Here is a 14,811-nt window from a genome sequence, read left to right on the forward strand (position 1 = left end):
CTTGGGTCATCGAAGAAAAGCGGGGCATTGGGCCCCGCTTTATTGTCAGTCGACTTAGTTACAAGTCGCACCACTCAGCGAGACCGAGAACGTAGCACCGGCCACAGAGGGAGCCTGGTAAATAACTGCACAACTGTTGGCCTGATCTGTGGTGAATACACCATCATCATTTTTCTGCGACCAACCGCCATCGATGGTAACTGCTTCACCAATACCGGCCTTATCCGCTGTCGGATAGCCAAATGTAGTGGTGACCGTGCTGGTACCAGCTGAGACAGAAGAGTCGGGAGCTTTTTCAGTACCATCCAAAGCTGAACGGCTATAAACCAGTTGAGCGCCACTTTGCAGTGCTGCAGCAACCCCTTGGGCGGCAGCTTTATTTGCATCATCCTGCAAATTCAGGAACTTGGGTGCGGCGGTGACCGCCAGAATGCCCAGGATGATGATCACGATCACCAGTTCTATCAGGGTAAAGCCTGCTTGCTTTTTCATCTCTTGTCCTCTGTCGATAATGAAATCAGTTGATATTGGTGGTTACCTGGCCGGAGGCCGGTCGGTAACTGAAACTCATGAACGCCTCAGTGCTCCCTTGCGGGTCCTGATACTGCCCATCACTACCCTTACTCAGACTATTGACCAGGTAGTAGCGACAGACGGAGTCGAGGCCATTACTGGATACGGTGGCATAGTATTTCAGGTCATTACCACTACTGCGCACCTCGGAGAAGCTGGCAGTAGCCTTGGGGGGATTTTGCAGTAATCCATCCCAAATTCGCAGACAGCGCTGGGCTGTCAGGTTGGCCGGATCGATGTCAGTCGCCCCGCCCGCCGTATCCATGGGATAGCCGGGAGAGAGCTCACCATTGTCGATCTGGCTGTCGGTGGGGGTGGTCAGATAGAAGCGGGTGCCATCATAGAGCACGGTATTTTGTGCATCCTGCTTGGCCCGTCCTTCGGCCTCCCACTGGGCCCGCACCAGAGAGACGGCGGTAGCATAGCCACCCGAAACCCCTTCCACGCTCGCCTTCTTCGCCTCGTCGGTCACATCGAGAAAACGCGGCAAGGCGGTGGCCGCCAGTATTCCCAGGATAACGATGACGATCACCAGCTCGATCAGCGAGAAACCCGCAGCCCCGCGGGGCAGGCTCCTGCCTGTTGTGAACTCTCTGCGCTTGCTATATGCCATGGATCCTCCATCGGACGCGGTATTATTTCATGTAGATATAAAAAAATCATGGGAACGAGGTGAATAATTAGCCTCGCTCAGTCCCATCCTGCGGCACCCGCCAAGGCAGCACGCGGCCATCGGCGAAGCGATAGTGCAGCCAGTGCGACTCGATGCCCATGAGACAACCCCCCGTCGTCCCCCGAAATTGCAGCGCCAGATTGCCCGACTGCAACGACCCCATGGCGCCTTGCCACAGTTGTTGGCAATCGGCGGAAGGGCTCATCAATGGCGCCATTCCCAGCGGCCAGCCGCGCTCATCGAACTGCCAGATTTGCCCCTCGGCGTGAAGCCGTGCAGGCCTGCGCTCATCGAGCCAGCGACCATGAAGGCGCTGCACCCGCTCGGCAAACTGCTCTCCCAGCAGGGTCAGACTGGTCGCCAGCGCCTGTTCGCGATGGCGTTGATAACCACCGACCAGGGTGGCGATGATCACCAGCAGCACCAGGATGGCGGCCACCAATCGGTAGCCCGCCAGCCAGCGGGCATCTTGTTCACCCTGGCGGCTCATGACCTGCTCCAACGGCTACTCATCAACCCCTGCCACCTGGCTGCGATCACCAGACCCCCTGACCGTGCTCATCATCCCCCGCCCCTGACCGCGTTCATCATTTCCCACCATCTGATGAGGTGAAGATACCCAAATCATCCCCCACCCCTGACCGCACTCATCATGCCCCACCATCGGATGAGGTGAAGATACCCAAATCATTTCCCGCCCCTGACCGCGCTCATCATGTCCCACCATCGGATGAGGTGAAGATACCCAAATCATTTCCCGCCCCTGACCGCGCTCATCATGTCCCACATCGGCGTGAAGATACCCAGCGCCAGGATCAGCACCATGATGGCCACTAGGCCGATGAGGATGGGTTCGATGCGGGCGGTGAGGCTCTTGAGGTCGTAGTCCACCTCCCGTTCGTAATACTCGGCCGCCTCGTGCAGCAACTCGTCGACCTGACCCGTCTCCTCCCCCACGGCGATCATCTGCATCACCAGGGGAGTGAACAAACCGCTGGCACCGGCGGTGCGCAGCAGGCTCTCGCCACGCTCTATGCCACCGCGCATATCCCGGATCCGATCGCGCATGAAGGCGTTATCCACCGCATCGGCCACCAGCGCCAGCGCCTGGTTCAGGGGCACACCGGCCTTGAGCATCATGGAGAAGCTGCGCGCGAAGCGGGCCAGCAAGGAGCGCTCGATGATGCTGCCGACTATGGGTAATTTAAGCTGCCATCTGTGCCAGCTCAGCTGGCCTGCCGGGGTGCGCACCCAGTGGCGCCAACCCAGCACGCTCGCAATCAACCCCGCCAGCAGCAGCCACCAGTAGTGCACGAAGAAGTGGGAGGTGGCGAGCAGGATCCGGGTCGCCAGGGGCAGCTCGACCCCGAACTTGGCGAACATGTTGGCAAAGACCGGGATCACCATGATGTTGAGGATCACCATGGCGATGCCGATGGCGATCATCACGAAGCTGGGGTAACGCATGGCGGCCTTGATCCGCTTGCGGGTCTCCAGCTCCAGATCGAAATAGTTGGCAAGCTGTTGAAAGGCTTCCTCCAGCTGACCGGTGTTCTCCCCCACGTGGATGATGGCGATGAACAGGCTGCTGAACACCTTGGGATGGCTCTGCATGGCGCTCGACAACGGGCGACCATTGCCCAGATCTTCCCCGAGCTGATGCAGGGCTCGCTTGAGGGGCTTGCTGTGGGCACTCTCTTCCAGGCCCGCAATGGCACGCAGTATGGGAATGCCGGCCCGGGTCAGGGCATACATCTGGCGGCTGAACACCACCAGCTCTTCCAGTCGCACCTTGGATTCGAACAGCTGGGAGAGATTGATATCACCGCCCCGGGCACGGCGCTCACGCAGTTCGGTCGGCAAGATGCCGCGCCGCATCAGGCTGTCGGCCGCGGCCAGTTCGCTGGCCGCCTCCAGGGTACCGCTGACCGCCTTGCCAAGCTTGTCACGGCCTTTGTAGGCAAAATGTCCCATGGCTTAACCCAGATCCTCGGCCAGACGCAGCACCTCATCCACCGAGGTCACGCCACTGCGGGCATAGTCGAGGGCGGTCAGGGCCAGGGGGCGATAGTGGGGATGCTGGCGGGCAGCGCGGGCAAAGCCCTCGGTATCGTCACGGCGCAGGGCGTCCATCATGGTCTGATCCAGTTCGAGCAGCTCGTAGACGCCGACCCGGCCACGATAGCCGGTGAAGTTGCAACTCTGGCAACCACGGCCCTTGTGATAATCGTGCTGGCCCGGCGTCTCCCCAGACAGGGTGGCAAGCCAGCTCCCTTGCCCCTCATCCGGCGCCTTGGGCTCGCTGCAGTGCTCGCACAGCCGACGCACCAAACGCTGGGCTACCACGGCGCGCAGGGCGCTTGCCACCAGATAGCCGGGGGCACCCATGTCGATGAGGCGCAGGGCACTGCTGATGGCATCGTTGGTGTGCAGCGTGGTCAGTACCAGGTGGCCCGTGATGGCGCCGCGCAGCCCTATCTCCACCGTCTCGTTGTCCCGCATCTCCCCCACCAGCAGGATGTCGGGATCCTGACGCAGGGTGGATCGCAGCACCTGGGAGAACGTCAGCCCTATCTTGGGATTGACCTGCACCTGATTGACCCGGGGCAATCGGTACTCTACCGGGTCTTCTACCGTGATGATCTTCTGACTCGGCTGGTTGAGCTCGGACAGCGCGCCGTAGAGGGTGGTGGTCTTGCCGCTACCGGTCGGCCCCGTCACCAGTATCATGCCGTGGGGGCGCTTGAGCTGACGGCGAAAGCGCGCCAGTATCTCGGGCGGCATACCGGTCTCCTCGAGGGAGAGGATGCCGGCACTCTGATCCAGCAGCCGCATCACCACGGACTCCCCATGCTGCACCGGCATGGTCGACAGTCGCACATCCACGTCCCGGCCCCGCACCTTCATGGCGAAACGGCCATCCTGGGGCAGTCGCTTCTCGGAGATATCGAGCCCCGCCACCAGCTTCAGGCGCAGCACCAGCGCCTGGGCGATACGCACCTCGTTGAGCAGATTCTCGTGCAGCACGCCATCGATGCGCTGGCGAATGCGCAATACCTTCTCATCGGGCTCGATGTGGATATCCGACGCGCCGACCTGCACCGCATCCTCGAACAGGGAGCGCAGCAGCTTGGCCACCGTCGCCTCCCCCTCGTTGCCCCCTTCCAGATTGCTGGATCCCAGCTCGAAGCCGGCGTCCTGATACTCCTCATGCAACTGCTCGGCGAAGCTCTCTATCTCGCGGGTACGGCGATAGAGGCGGTCAAAATAGTCGAGCAGCTGCCCCTCCCGGGCCACGGCGAGTTTCATCTCCCGCGGGCGCAACAGATTGGCAATGGCATCCAGGGCACTCAGGTCGGCGGGATCCGACATGGCCACCGTCACCTCATGCTCGCTCTGATGCACCGCCAGGGCGCGGTAACGGCGCGCCTGCACCTCGGGCAAGAGGGTGACCGCCCTGGCATCTATGGTGAGATTATTGAGGTCGAAGAAGGGCACCCCCAGCTGACGGGCCAGGAACTGAAGTAACTGCACCTCGCTGATAAAGCCAAGGTCGATGAGGGTGGTACCCAGCTTGCGGCCGGTCTGACGCTGCTGTTGCAAGGCCAGTTGCAGCTGATCGTCAGAGACAATCTGCTCTTGAACCAGCAGATCGCCGAGGCGCATCTTCAGTCTCGGTTGTGCCATGAAAACTCCGGTGCTGTGGGTGCGCTGTGCGAGCGGCATCCCTGCTAGGTTGCTGGGCACCGCCCACCCGTGGGCAGTGCCATCTTACTGTTCATGTATGTCGGGCCAAGGCGGCCCAGGGAGCGCTCAGGGCCCCAGCTGCGCCATGCGCTGACTCAGCCAGACCTGGGAGGCTTCGCCCAGAGATACCGAGTGCAGCCTACGCACTTCATTCAGGGGCCGAGTTGAGCCATGCGCTGGCTCAGCCAGACCTGGGAGGCTTCGCCCAGCTCCCCGTGCAGCAGGGCATTGCGATAGGCATCTTTGGCGCGCTGGCTGTGGCCCTGACCATCTTCGGCTATTCCCAGCCCCAGCCACCAGCGCCCCTGATCCGGCTGGACCCGCAGCAGCTGGACATAGAGATCCGCCGCCTCGGCGTTCTGGCCCAGCTCCTGACGTAAACCGGCCCAGGTTGCGTAGTAATCGAGATTGCTGGCCAGGGGCGGTTTGGCGCCGCCGAGCCAGCCGAGGGCCCGCTGTTTGTCCCCTTCGGCCAACGCCAGACGGGCCAGCAGCAGCCTGAAATCGGCCTGGGCCGGTTGGCGGCGAATGCCGTCCTCGAGCAGGGCACTGGCCTCGGCGAGGCGCCCCTGACCATAGAGCAGGCCCGCCAGCTGCTGACGAGCCTCTTCGTTATCCGGGGTTTGGCGCAACAAGGCGATGAACTGCGCCTCGGCCTCGCGCAGCTGTCCCTTGGCCAGGGCCGCGGTGGCTTTGCGCTCGCTCAGGGCAGCCAGCTCAGCCTGGCTCAGCTCCACCGTCTCTATCTTGAGGGAGGCGGGACGACGCGGCGCGGGAGCGACCGGCTGGGCGTCTGCCTCCCGGGCCGCATCCAGTTCGGCATAGAGATCCGGCTGCAACTGTGCATCGCTCGGCTCCGGTTCCGGCTCGGCCTCGGCATAGTCCGGCCCCAGTGTCTCAAGCTGTTGCGCCGGAACCGGATCGCCAAGATCCGCCGCCAGTGTCTCGCGCTGTTGAACCGGGGCGATATCGTCTGGCGATGGCGTCGGCTCGCGGCGGGCGAAGCCGGAGGGGCTCTGCCGCTCGGGCAAGGCGTTGGCCACCGCCTGGACGCTGGGAGTCGGCAGCGCCACCACCAGATCCACGGGCTCATCCTCGGCAACCGTCACCGGGGCGGCGGCCTGAGTGAGCGGTGGCATTTCTTGATGACTCTGCTGCCAATAGGCCCAACTGCGCCAACCCAATATGCCAAGGGCCAGGCCGCAGATCAGGGTGAGCAGCAGCATCCACCAGCCCTGGCCCCGCGCCGGTGCCACATAGATGGCGGCACCGTCACTACCGCCCTGACGGCGTTCGAGATCGGTGAGCATCTTGTTGATCACGCTCACGACCCGGCTCCCCCATGCAGGCCAAGGCGCATCCGCTCAGCACTGTCTGTAGCCCGCCCCCGGCCGCCGAGGCCGGGTACGCTGTCGATTCGGTTCATGGCCAGACCCCATAGGTCAGGGCGACGCCCAGCATGAGCAGCAGGCACCACCAGCCACCTCGCCAGGGGCGAGATGCATCTTCGGTATCCTGAATGGCGAGCCGCACCTGGGCAGGCAGAATGCGGGACGTGCCCTTGCCATAGCTGACCATCAGGCTCTTTTGGGCCAACACATTGATGAGGCGGGGAATGCCCCGGGAGGCGCGCCACAGCAGGCGCTGGGCCGCCTTGGAGAAGAGGGGGGCACCGCGATAACCTGAGATGTGCAATCGGTGCTCCAGGTAGGCGCGCGCCTCGTCCAGACGCAAGGGGCGCAGGCCATAGGAGAAACCGATACGCTGGCGCAGTTGACGCAGATGGGGCATGGCGAGGCGTGCATCCAGCTCGGGCTGGCCGAACAGCACCACTTGCAGCAGCTTGCTCGACTCCGTCTCCAGGTTGCCAAACAGCCGGATCGCCTCCAGGGTTTCATCGGGTAATGCCTGGGCCTCGTCAATCAGCACCACCACCCGACATCCCTGCTGATGCAGGCTGATCAGATGACGATGGAGCCTGTCCGTGATGTCCAGCTCGCTGCCGTCCCGCAGCGCGAGCCCCAGCTCCAGGGCCAGGGCGATGCGCAGCTCGGCCGGATTCAGGTGCGGGTTGGGCAGCCAGGCGAGGCGCACCGGTTTCTGTTCGGAGCCAAGCTCCACCAGCAACTTGCGGCAGAGCAGCGTCTTGCCGGTGCCCACCTCGCCGGTCACCTTGATGAAGCCCTCCCCCTCGGCCAGGGCCCAGTGCAGCACCTGCAGCGCCTCCTCGTGGGGAGGCAGGCCATAGTAGAAGCCGGTGTTCGGGGTCAGGGCGAAAGGAGGCTCCTGCAGACCGAAGTGGTTCAGGTACATGGCACTGCCTTGCCGGATGGCGAGGGGCGCGGGACGCGAGCGCGCATCGCGGCTCACTGATCCCGGGACGGGTACCATTTATCCAGCAGCTCGGAGGAGCGTTGCAGCTCTTTTTGCCAGGTGTCCTTGTCCACCACTGTCGGCTTGAGCAGGATGACCAGCTCCACCTTGCGGGTACTCTCGCTGCGGTTGGTGAAGGCTTCCCCCACCCAGGGGATGTCGCCGAGCAGGGGCACCTTGCTCACTATCTCCTGCTTCTTGGTCTCCATCAGGCCGCCGATGACGATGATGTCACCGTCGTTGGCCTGCACCACAGTATCGGACTCGCGGATCGAACTCTTGGCCAGGGGCAGCACCAGCGGGTTGGTGGTGCCCACGCTGATGGTCTTCTGCTGCTCCTGGGTGTCGATCACCGAGGGGTGAACATGCAACAGCACCCGATTCTGTTCGTCGATCTGCGGGGTCACGTCCAGGGCAATGCCGGAGAAGAAGGGGGTCAGCTCCACGTTGGGATAGACCTGATCCTGATTGTTGCTGCTGGTGACAGTGGTGGAGGCATCGGTGACGAAGTATTCGTCGGTCCCGACCTTGATCACCGCCTTCTGGTTATTGGTGGCCGTCACCCTAGGGCTGGAGAGGGTATTCACATCCCCCTGGGTCTTGAGCAGGCTGACCGCCACATCGAAGTTGCCATCCGAGATGGTGAAACCGGCGCCGCCCCCCAACGCCTTGAAGATGGGGTTGGTGCTGGCGGCGACCGTATTGCCAACCAGACTGCCAATGCCGGTGATCCCCTTGTTACCGTCCCAGGTGGCGGACAGACCATTCCAGTCCACCCCCTGCTCATAGCCTTCGTTCAAGGCTACCTCCAGGATCCGCGCCTCCAGCACCACCTGACGCTTGAGGTGCGACTCGGACTGGTTGAGGAATTCCCGCACCGCCTTGAGCTCATTGGGATAGGCGCGCAGGGTGACCAGTCCCGCCTGGGGGCTGGTGATCACGGCGCGCCCCTCTCCCTTGCCGATCAGGGTCTGCAGGGACTCCTTGAGATCTGTCCAGTAGTCGGTGTTGGTGTCCGTCTCTATCTGGGTGCCATTCTGGTTGTCACTGCTGCGACTCGACCCGGCGTTATTGCTGTTGCCATTGTTGCCGTTGTTACCGTTGTCGAAGCTGTTGTTGCTACTGCCGCTATTGGGGTCATTGGCGGTCACCCCCCCGGTATTGATGGCGGTGCGGGACATGCCCCGGCGCGCCATCATCAGGTAGTTGACCGGAATGGTTTCGGTGCGCAGTCCGGCCGGGTAGATGTGATAGACATACCCCTTGCGCTGCACGTCATAGCCATACATGTCCGCCGTCACCGCCAGCACCTCGGGCAGGGTCACATCCTTGAGCTCCAGGGAGATGATCCCGGCGACACCGGGGTGTACCGCCACGCTGTAACGGGAGCCCTTGAACAGGGAGCCGAAGAAGTCGACCGCCTCCACATCCCGGGCGGCGATCCGCAGCCGCTTCTCGGGCATGGCGGTCGGCATGGCCGGACGACTGAGCGCCAGCAGCTCGCTTTGCACCGCGCTCGGCACTGCCAGCGCCTGAGCCTGGGCATTGCGCTGCTGTTCGAGCTGCGCGTCTCGCAACGCATCCTTGGCGGCGGTGGGCTCTGGGTGACGATAGCTGGTACAGCCTGCGGCCAATACGGCGAGGGAGAGCAGGCAGAGTCGATGTCTTTTCATGAAATGAGGATGCCCTGACATAAAATGCGATTCGGATTGGCGCACGGCGCCGAGAGGATGACGGCCAGGCGAGCGGCGGCACAGGACGTCATTGCCCTGTCCCTCGCAGCCCTGGCCCGGCTCACTGCAATACCCCGGCGGCGAACAGGGCCAGCCGCAGTCGCTTGCCGCCCTTGTCGAGGTGCACCGCATCGGCGTCTATGCCGACCAGTCGATAGCCGTTGACCCTGTCACCGATGCGGTAACTCTGCCCATCCAGCACGGCGCGCGCCGGGCCATTGCCCAGCATGATGCTCTGCAGTCTGGGCAGACCGGCGCCCTGAACAGGGCTGGCATTGCCCGCCAGCCCGTCCAGCGGCTGGGTCGGATCCCGCAACACCTCAGCCTGGGCAAGTGGTGCCAACAACAATAAAAACATCAGCCACTTAGCCACGAATGAACTCCTTGCTGGTGCTCAGGGTGTAGATCTCCATCTCCACCACGGCACTGGGATGCCCCTGCACCCGATAATCGAACAGCCGCCAGTAGAAGTGGCGGGGCAAGGCTTCCAGTGCGTTCAGATATTGATAAACGTCGAAATACCCCCCTTCCAGCTTGAGGCGGATACCGTGCTTGAACAGATTGTCGGCCTGATCCCCCGCCACCAGAGGGGTCGGCGCTATGGTGGTCAGGGCCAGCATGTGCAGACGAGAGGAGCTGGCCAGCAGGCTCTCCAGCACCGCGGCCATCTCGTCGGCCGGGATCAGATCCACCGTCTGAGCCTTGAGGTCAGCGTCGATGCGCACCAACTCTTGCGTGACGCTCGCCAGCTGACTGCGCACCCCGAGATTGGGATCCCGGTTGAGCTTGGCCTGCTTGCCCTGGTTCTCCAGTCCCATGATCTCGAGATCCCGCTGGGCCGTGACCAGCGCCTGCCTGTCCTGATCCAGCCGGGCAGCGGCCCCTTCCAGCCAGCCGTAATAGAAGAGGGCGAACACCAGGATCAGACCGGTCAGCAGGATCAGTACCCGCTCACGCTGACTCAGCGCCGCCACCCGCTCGCCATATTGTTGCCAATGGGCCTTCATGGGTTCCCCCCGCGTTGCCAGGTCACTTTGAGCGGCATGACACCCGCATCCATTTTCCACTGTGCGATCATCAGGGCTTCTCCCGGGCGATACCGCTCAACTGGAACTGCAGCCGCCCCGCCTTGTCACGGCTCAGGGTCAGCTCACCAAACTCTTTGCCCGCCAGGGTCGGCATCTGCTTGAAGCGATTGACCCAGGCCGGTACGTCCTGGCTGGCGCGCGCCACCCCGGCCAGATTGATGTGGCCCTCGTTGATCTCGATGCGCTCCAGTGCCAGCTTGTCGCTGGAGAGGCGGGCCAGATCCGACAGGATACCGGCATAGCCCTGGGATTTCTGCAAAGAGAGGCTGCCGAGCTGGCGCATCAGCCCCTGCTTGGCACTCAACTCGTCACGCTTGTCGGCCAGGGTGCGCTGCAATGCCTCATCGGCCTGATGACGAGCCAGGGCCGTGTCGAGCCGCTTGGCCTCATTGCGCTGCACATCGAGGGCCAGGCGCACCTGGGCCAGCTCACGGCTCACCCCTTGCTGCTGCCAGCCATGGAGGGCGCCGAGGCCGCTCATCAGCAGGGCCAGCAGGCCCCAAGCCAGCAGCATCTGCGGCAAACTGGCCCACTGGCGACGGGGGCGAAATTCGGCGCTGTAGAGGTTGATCTGATGCTTCATTTGCGCGCCCTGGCTCATGACCGACCTCCCGGAACCGCAGCAGAGGCCCCACGGCTTATCAGGTCATTTTTCATCGTGGTCTGGCTCATGACCGGCCTCCCGGAACCGCAGCAGAGGCCCCACGGCTTATCTGGCAACTGTTCATCCTGATCAGGCTCATGCGCGGCCTCCCAGGGCGGCGCCATAGGCTGAGAGGTACTCGACCCCGGCCAGCACCGCTTTATTGGCCATGGCCGAGACGGGGAAGCCGAAAGTCTGCTCCATGTGGCGCACCAGGGTGCCCATGAAGGGAGAGGCAATGGCGAGCTGCAGGGCGCTGATCTCGGGCAACTTGAGCTGACCTGCCAGGTAATCGAGGGAGCGCTGTATCTCCAGCATCAGGCTGTCGAGCTGCATGCTGTCTGGCTCCTGCTCCGCGGTCAGGGCGGAGAAACCGCGCAGCTGGCGGGAGAAGCAGAGTCCACCCTGACGAAATACCAGCAGTTGCAGATCCTGGCCCCTGGGTTGCCAGAGCAGCATGCGCACCTGAGGGTCGCGCTCATACAGGGCGGTGAGCACCAGTTCGTCGCTCTGTATCGCCTCCAGGTGGGCCACGGCGTTGACCGCATCGGCCACCAGCTGGATCCGGCTCTTGGGCACGCAGATCACATTGATGCGCGGCTGGCCCGCAGGCGGAGTGGGCAGGTCCACATAATCCATCGCCAGTTGCATTACCGGTTCATTGACGTAATCCTTGACGGCCCAGGGCAGGGCGCCGGCCATCTCGGCCTCGGGCACCGCGGGCTTGTCTATCTGCACCTGCTGGCAGAGATTGGCGGCCAGGGCGACCCGCACCCGCGACTTGGCGAGACCGTGACGCTGAAAGAGTTCGGCGATGGCAAGAGGCCACTCCTGCTGACTGTTGACCTTGCGGGTGACGAAGAGAGGGGATGCGCTGAGCGCTGCCAGCATGACCCTGTCCTGGGCCAGCAGCAGCCCCACCGGGCGCCCTTGGGGCTTTGCGGAAAAAAAGGATGTCATGCTCGCCGATACCTGGCCGCGAAAAACGAATCAAACCTTAACATATACAGTGGATTAGCCTCTAGATAAATGACGGATACCCAAGGCAGACTGCCCTCCCCCCTGCAAGCCATCAGCCACCCCTTACTGGACGAGTACGGGGTCACGCTCTGGTGCAAACGCGACGATCTCATCCACCCCCAGCTCTCGGGGAACAAGTGGCGCAAGCTCAAGTACCAGCTGACCCATGCCCGGGAACAGGGCAAGACCCACTTGCTCTCCTTTGGCGGTGCCTATTCCAACCATATCCATGCCTTGGCGGCGGCTGGGCGTCAATTTGGCCTGAAAACTACCGGCATCATACGTGGTGAGCCGAGTGCCGTCAGCAATCCCACCCTGATAGATGCCAGGGGCTGGGGCATGGATCTCATTTTTGTCGACCGGCAGAGCTATCGACGCCGCCAGGAACCCGGCTGGCTGGCGCAGTTCGAGGCTCCAGATACCCTGATTATTCCGGAGGGTGGCAGCGCCCCCCTGGCCCTGCCCGGGGTCGCGGAACTGGTCGATGAGCTGCCCTTCTCGCCGGATCTCTGGGTGCTGCCCTGCGCCAGCGGCGGTACCCTGGCGGGTCTGGTCTCGGGCAAGCGCACCGGGGAACAGATCCTCGCCATCGCCGTGCTCAAGGGGGGCGACTTCATCCGCGAGGAGGTCTGCCGCCTCTATCCGCCCGCCGAGCAGGATCCGCACTGGCGCATCGCCCTCGACCATCACGATGGGGGTTATGCCAAGTTCAGCCCGGCGCTCTGGCAGTGGCTGCAAGCCTTCAGCGCCGAGACGGGTCTGCCGCTGGAACCCATCTACAGCGGCAAGGCGATGTGGGGGCTGTTTCGCGAGCTGGCGGCCGGACGCATCCCCAGAGGCAGCCGCATCGTCTTCATCCACACCGGCGGCCTGCAGGGACTGGCCGGGTTGCGGGAGCAAGGCCGGATCTGAGTCTGGGCAGCGTCATCACCAATGACACAGGGCCGCCCAGGCCCTGTGTCACTGCTCATCGACCGGGATCCCCTAGGCGGGCTGACCCGGTGACTCAGGCCTGAGGCGAGGGGAGCGGCTCCGGCTCGGAGAACCAGGGCCCCTGACCACCATAGACCCCCAGGTGGCGCAGCATCTTCCACTCCTCCTGGCTCTCCACCCCGACGGCGATGACCCGCGCCTGGGTGTTGGCACAGCCCCCCACCAGGCTGCGTACCGCCATCTGATTGACCTGACGGCTCTGGATCTCCCGCACCAGACTGGGGTGCAGGCGCAGGAAGCTTATCTCGAACTCCTTGATGTACTGGGTGCTCACCACGTCCTGACCCGCATGATCGATGGCCAACTGGCAGCCCAGCATGCGCAGGGAGCGCAGCGGCCGCTTGAGGGCCTCATAATGGCGGGTCACCTGGGCCTCGGAAAACTGCAACACCAGCCGCTCATTGGTGCTGCGTGGCAATTGGAACAGGGCGAAGAAGAGCCAGCGCTGGAATTCGCGATTGAGCATGCTCTGGGCGCACAGACTGAGGGTCATGGGCGGGCTCGCCTCGCCACCGGCTCGCAGCAGCAGCAAGGTCTGCTCCGCCACCAGCCGATCCAGGGGCAGCAACAACCCGGTCTTCTCGGCCATGGGAATGTAGACACCGGCCTGCAGTGTGCGGCCTTGCTCATCCTGGATCCGGGTCAGTATCTCTTGTTGCAGCACCAGGGCGCCGCGATCCTGCTGCACCGATTGGCGATAGAAGTCGATGCCCCCCTCTTCCAGTCTGCGGCTGAGCAGGGTGCGCCAGCGTACCGTGCCCTTGCTGCTCGGCTCGAGATCCAGCTGTTTCTCGTAGAGGAACCAGCCGCTGTGATCCTGGAGTCTGGCGCTCTTGAGGGCCAGCTCGGCCTCCTCCTGAACCTTGAGCAGGGAGTCGCTGGCCTGATAGCAGACCGCACCGATGAAGACGGCCGTTTCCGGGTTGACCTGCGCGGGCCAGTGCAACCGTTGCAGGCTCTTGAGCAACTGACTGGCCCCGTCCACCATCTCGTTTTCGGCCATGTTGGGCAGCAGCACCGCAAAGACCTGACCGGCGTAGCGGGCCTGCAAGGCACCATTGTGCTTGCGCACGAAGGTGGCGATGGAGCCGCTCGTCTCCTGCAGCAGCTCCCGCACCTGATGAGCCTGCTCCTCGATGTCCAGCTCTTCCAGGCAGGCCAGTTCGATGAGCAGCATGCCGCCGCTCATCACGTTCGCCTCCATGATGGCGCTCTCCAACCTGTTGTCGAAGAAGAGTCGGTTACCGATGCCGATGTCCTTGTCGACAAAGGCATTGCTGCGAATGAAGTTATCGAAGCGGCTGCGCTCCTTGCGGGCATCGGTCAGCTCGGCGATCAGCTTGTCGAGGGCATTGCTGGCCGAAACGGGCCACTCCTCGGCCGGATCATGGGCCAGCTTGGCCAGCTTGCCATCGAGGATCAGCTGACCCCGCAGGGCCAGCAGCTCGGCGCCCCGCAGTTGCAGACGCAGCCAGCGGATCGAGTACCAGAGCCCGAACACCACTATCAATATGCCAAGGGAGATGCCGGACATGGCCTGCATCGAGTACTCGAACTCTTTGAAGGGGCGTTCCAGTTTAAAGTCGGCGACCAGACCCGGCTGGCGGTCAAGCTGCCGACGGTAGGGGATCAACAGACTCTCGTCTTCCTGAAACTGCACGTCGCGAAACCAGTAGATACGCTGCTTTCCCTGGCGTACCTCCAGCTCGACCACCCGTGCCGAGCGCAGCAGGGTCGGCAGCCAGCGGGTGAGATCCTGATGGTCATCGGCCACCTCCAGCTGCTTGTCGATCACCTCGACCAGGGCACTGATCTTGTTCTCCTGCATCTCAAACCCGAGCTGGCGAAAGCTGAATACCCCGCCCAGTAGCACCATGGTCATGGCCGCTATTACGCACAAGGTGATGAAGGAGACGAGTTGTGTCGTGAGTTTCATGGGCCTTCCGTTGCACCAACGTCCGTGTGGAC

14 protein-coding genes are annotated in these 14,811 nt (G+C 63.1%); 1 reads left to right on the forward strand and 13 read right to left on the reverse strand.

The window, feature by feature from the left end; translation table 11 throughout:
* Nucleotides 1–54: 54 nt before the first annotated feature.
* The 12 genes from BN1130_RS20865 to BN1130_RS20920 all read right to left on the reverse strand — a co-directional run bounded on the left by BN1130_RS20865 (nucleotide 55) and on the right by BN1130_RS20920 (nucleotide 11,790).
* The gene (locus BN1130_RS20865) at nucleotides 55–492 is read right to left on the reverse strand and encodes a prepilin-type N-terminal cleavage/methylation domain-containing protein (protein WP_042044353.1); all 438 of its coding nucleotides are present in this window, start codon (nucleotides 490–492) and stop codon (nucleotides 55–57) included.
* A gap of 25 nt (nucleotides 493–517) precedes the next feature.
* Nucleotides 518–1,186: a type II secretion system protein gene (locus tag BN1130_RS20870; RefSeq protein WP_042044354.1), complete on the reverse strand. Its 669-nt coding sequence runs from the start codon at nucleotides 1,184–1,186 to the stop codon at nucleotides 518–520.
* A gap of 67 nt (nucleotides 1,187–1,253) precedes the next feature.
* Nucleotides 1,254–1,736, reverse strand: coding sequence for a hypothetical protein (locus BN1130_RS20875; protein ID WP_042044429.1), 483 nt, complete (start codon nucleotides 1,734–1,736; stop codon nucleotides 1,254–1,256).
* Between the two features lie 260 nt (nucleotides 1,737–1,996).
* Nucleotides 1,997–3,220, reverse strand: a complete 1,224-nt coding sequence (locus BN1130_RS20880; protein ID WP_042044355.1) for a type II secretion system F family protein — start codon at nucleotides 3,218–3,220, stop codon at nucleotides 1,997–1,999.
* A 3-nt stretch (nucleotides 3,221–3,223) separates the two neighbouring features.
* The gene (gene mshE / locus BN1130_RS20885; protein ID WP_042044356.1) at nucleotides 3,224–4,933 is read right to left on the reverse strand and encodes an MSHA fimbrial ATPase MshE; all 1,710 of its coding nucleotides are present in this window, start codon (nucleotides 4,931–4,933) and stop codon (nucleotides 3,224–3,226) included.
* A 212-nt stretch (nucleotides 4,934–5,145) separates the two neighbouring features.
* Nucleotides 5,146–6,321, reverse strand: coding sequence for a tetratricopeptide repeat protein (locus tag BN1130_RS20890; protein WP_042044357.1), 1,176 nt, complete (start codon nucleotides 6,319–6,321; stop codon nucleotides 5,146–5,148).
* Nucleotides 6,322–6,415: 94 nt separating this feature from the next.
* Nucleotides 6,416–7,306 (reverse strand): ExeA family protein, encoded by an 891-nt coding sequence (locus BN1130_RS20895; protein ID WP_042044358.1) that lies wholly within the window; start codon nucleotides 7,304–7,306, stop codon nucleotides 6,416–6,418.
* A gap of 53 nt (nucleotides 7,307–7,359) precedes the next feature.
* Nucleotides 7,360–9,039, reverse strand: a complete 1,680-nt coding sequence (gene mshL, locus BN1130_RS20900; RefSeq protein WP_042044359.1) for a pilus (MSHA type) biogenesis protein MshL — start codon at nucleotides 9,037–9,039, stop codon at nucleotides 7,360–7,362.
* 121 nt (nucleotides 9,040–9,160) lie between these two features.
* A complete protein-coding gene (locus tag BN1130_RS20905) occupies nucleotides 9,161–9,457 on the reverse strand; it encodes a SctD/MshK family protein (protein ID WP_042044430.1) in 297 nt (98 codons plus the stop codon).
* A 7-nt stretch (nucleotides 9,458–9,464) separates the two neighbouring features.
* Nucleotides 9,465–10,106: a type II secretion system protein M gene (locus tag BN1130_RS20910; RefSeq protein WP_042044360.1), complete on the reverse strand. Its 642-nt coding sequence runs from the start codon at nucleotides 10,104–10,106 to the stop codon at nucleotides 9,465–9,467.
* 70 nt (nucleotides 10,107–10,176) lie between these two features.
* Entirely contained in the window at nucleotides 10,177–10,770 is a 594-nt protein-coding gene (locus tag BN1130_RS20915; protein ID WP_042044431.1) for a PilN domain-containing protein, read from the reverse strand.
* A gap of 156 nt (nucleotides 10,771–10,926) precedes the next feature.
* A complete protein-coding gene (locus BN1130_RS20920) occupies nucleotides 10,927–11,790 on the reverse strand; it encodes a hypothetical protein (protein ID WP_042044361.1) in 864 nt (287 codons plus the stop codon).
* 69 nt (nucleotides 11,791–11,859) lie between these two features.
* Between BN1130_RS20920 and BN1130_RS20925 the strand changes: the two genes are divergently transcribed.
* Nucleotides 11,860–12,762, forward strand: coding sequence for a 1-aminocyclopropane-1-carboxylate deaminase/D-cysteine desulfhydrase (locus tag BN1130_RS20925; protein WP_042044362.1), 903 nt, complete (start codon nucleotides 11,860–11,862; stop codon nucleotides 12,760–12,762).
* 94 nt (nucleotides 12,763–12,856) lie between these two features.
* On the opposite strand, the gene BN1130_RS20930 is transcribed toward BN1130_RS20925, so the two are convergent.
* Nucleotides 12,857–14,779, reverse strand: a complete 1,923-nt coding sequence (locus BN1130_RS20930) for an EAL domain-containing protein (RefSeq protein WP_042044363.1) — start codon at nucleotides 14,777–14,779, stop codon at nucleotides 12,857–12,859.
* Between the last annotated feature and the right edge of the window lie 32 nt (nucleotides 14,780–14,811).

This window comes from Aeromonas rivuli, assembly GCF_000820045.1.
Taxonomy (GTDB): domain Bacteria; phylum Pseudomonadota; class Gammaproteobacteria; order Enterobacterales; family Aeromonadaceae; genus Aeromonas; species Aeromonas rivuli.

What these genes read in the sequence shown, in the direction of transcription:
- BN1130_RS20865 (WP_042044353.1), bottom strand. Translation starts at nt 492, where the DNA reads ATGAAAAAGCAAGCAGGCTTTACCCTGATAGAACTGGTGATCGTGATC.
- BN1130_RS20870 (WP_042044354.1), bottom strand. Translation starts at nt 1,186, where the DNA reads ATGGCATATAGCAAGCGCAGAGAGTTCACAACAGGCAGGAGCCTGCCC.
- BN1130_RS20875 (WP_042044429.1), bottom strand. Translation starts at nt 1,736, where the DNA reads ATGAGCCGCCAGGGTGAACAAGATGCCCGCTGGCTGGCGGGCTACCGA.
- BN1130_RS20880 (WP_042044355.1), bottom strand. Translation starts at nt 3,220, where the DNA reads ATGGGACATTTTGCCTACAAAGGCCGTGACAAGCTTGGCAAGGCGGTC.
- mshE (WP_042044356.1), bottom strand. Translation starts at nt 4,933, where the DNA reads ATGGCACAACCGAGACTGAAGATGCGCCTCGGCGATCTGCTGGTTCAA.
- BN1130_RS20895 (WP_042044358.1), bottom strand. Translation starts at nt 7,306, where the DNA reads ATGTACCTGAACCACTTCGGTCTGCAGGAGCCTCCTTTCGCCCTGACC.
- mshL (WP_042044359.1), bottom strand. Translation starts at nt 9,039, where the DNA reads ATGAAAAGACATCGACTCTGCCTGCTCTCCCTCGCCGTATTGGCCGCA.
- BN1130_RS20905 (WP_042044430.1), bottom strand. Translation starts at nt 9,457, where the DNA reads ATGTTTTTATTGTTGTTGGCACCACTTGCCCAGGCTGAGGTGTTGCGG.
- BN1130_RS20910 (WP_042044360.1), bottom strand. Translation starts at nt 10,106, where the DNA reads ATGAAGGCCCATTGGCAACAATATGGCGAGCGGGTGGCGGCGCTGAGT.
- BN1130_RS20915 (WP_042044431.1), bottom strand. Translation starts at nt 10,770, where the DNA reads ATGAAGCATCAGATCAACCTCTACAGCGCCGAATTTCGCCCCCGTCGC.
- BN1130_RS20920 (WP_042044361.1), bottom strand. Translation starts at nt 11,790, where the DNA reads ATGACATCCTTTTTTTCCGCAAAGCCCCAAGGGCGCCCGGTGGGGCTG.
- BN1130_RS20925 (WP_042044362.1), top strand. Translation starts at nt 11,860, where the DNA reads ATGACGGATACCCAAGGCAGACTGCCCTCCCCCCTGCAAGCCATCAGC.
- BN1130_RS20930 (WP_042044363.1), bottom strand. Translation starts at nt 14,779, where the DNA reads ATGAAACTCACGACACAACTCGTCTCCTTCATCACCTTGTGCGTAATA.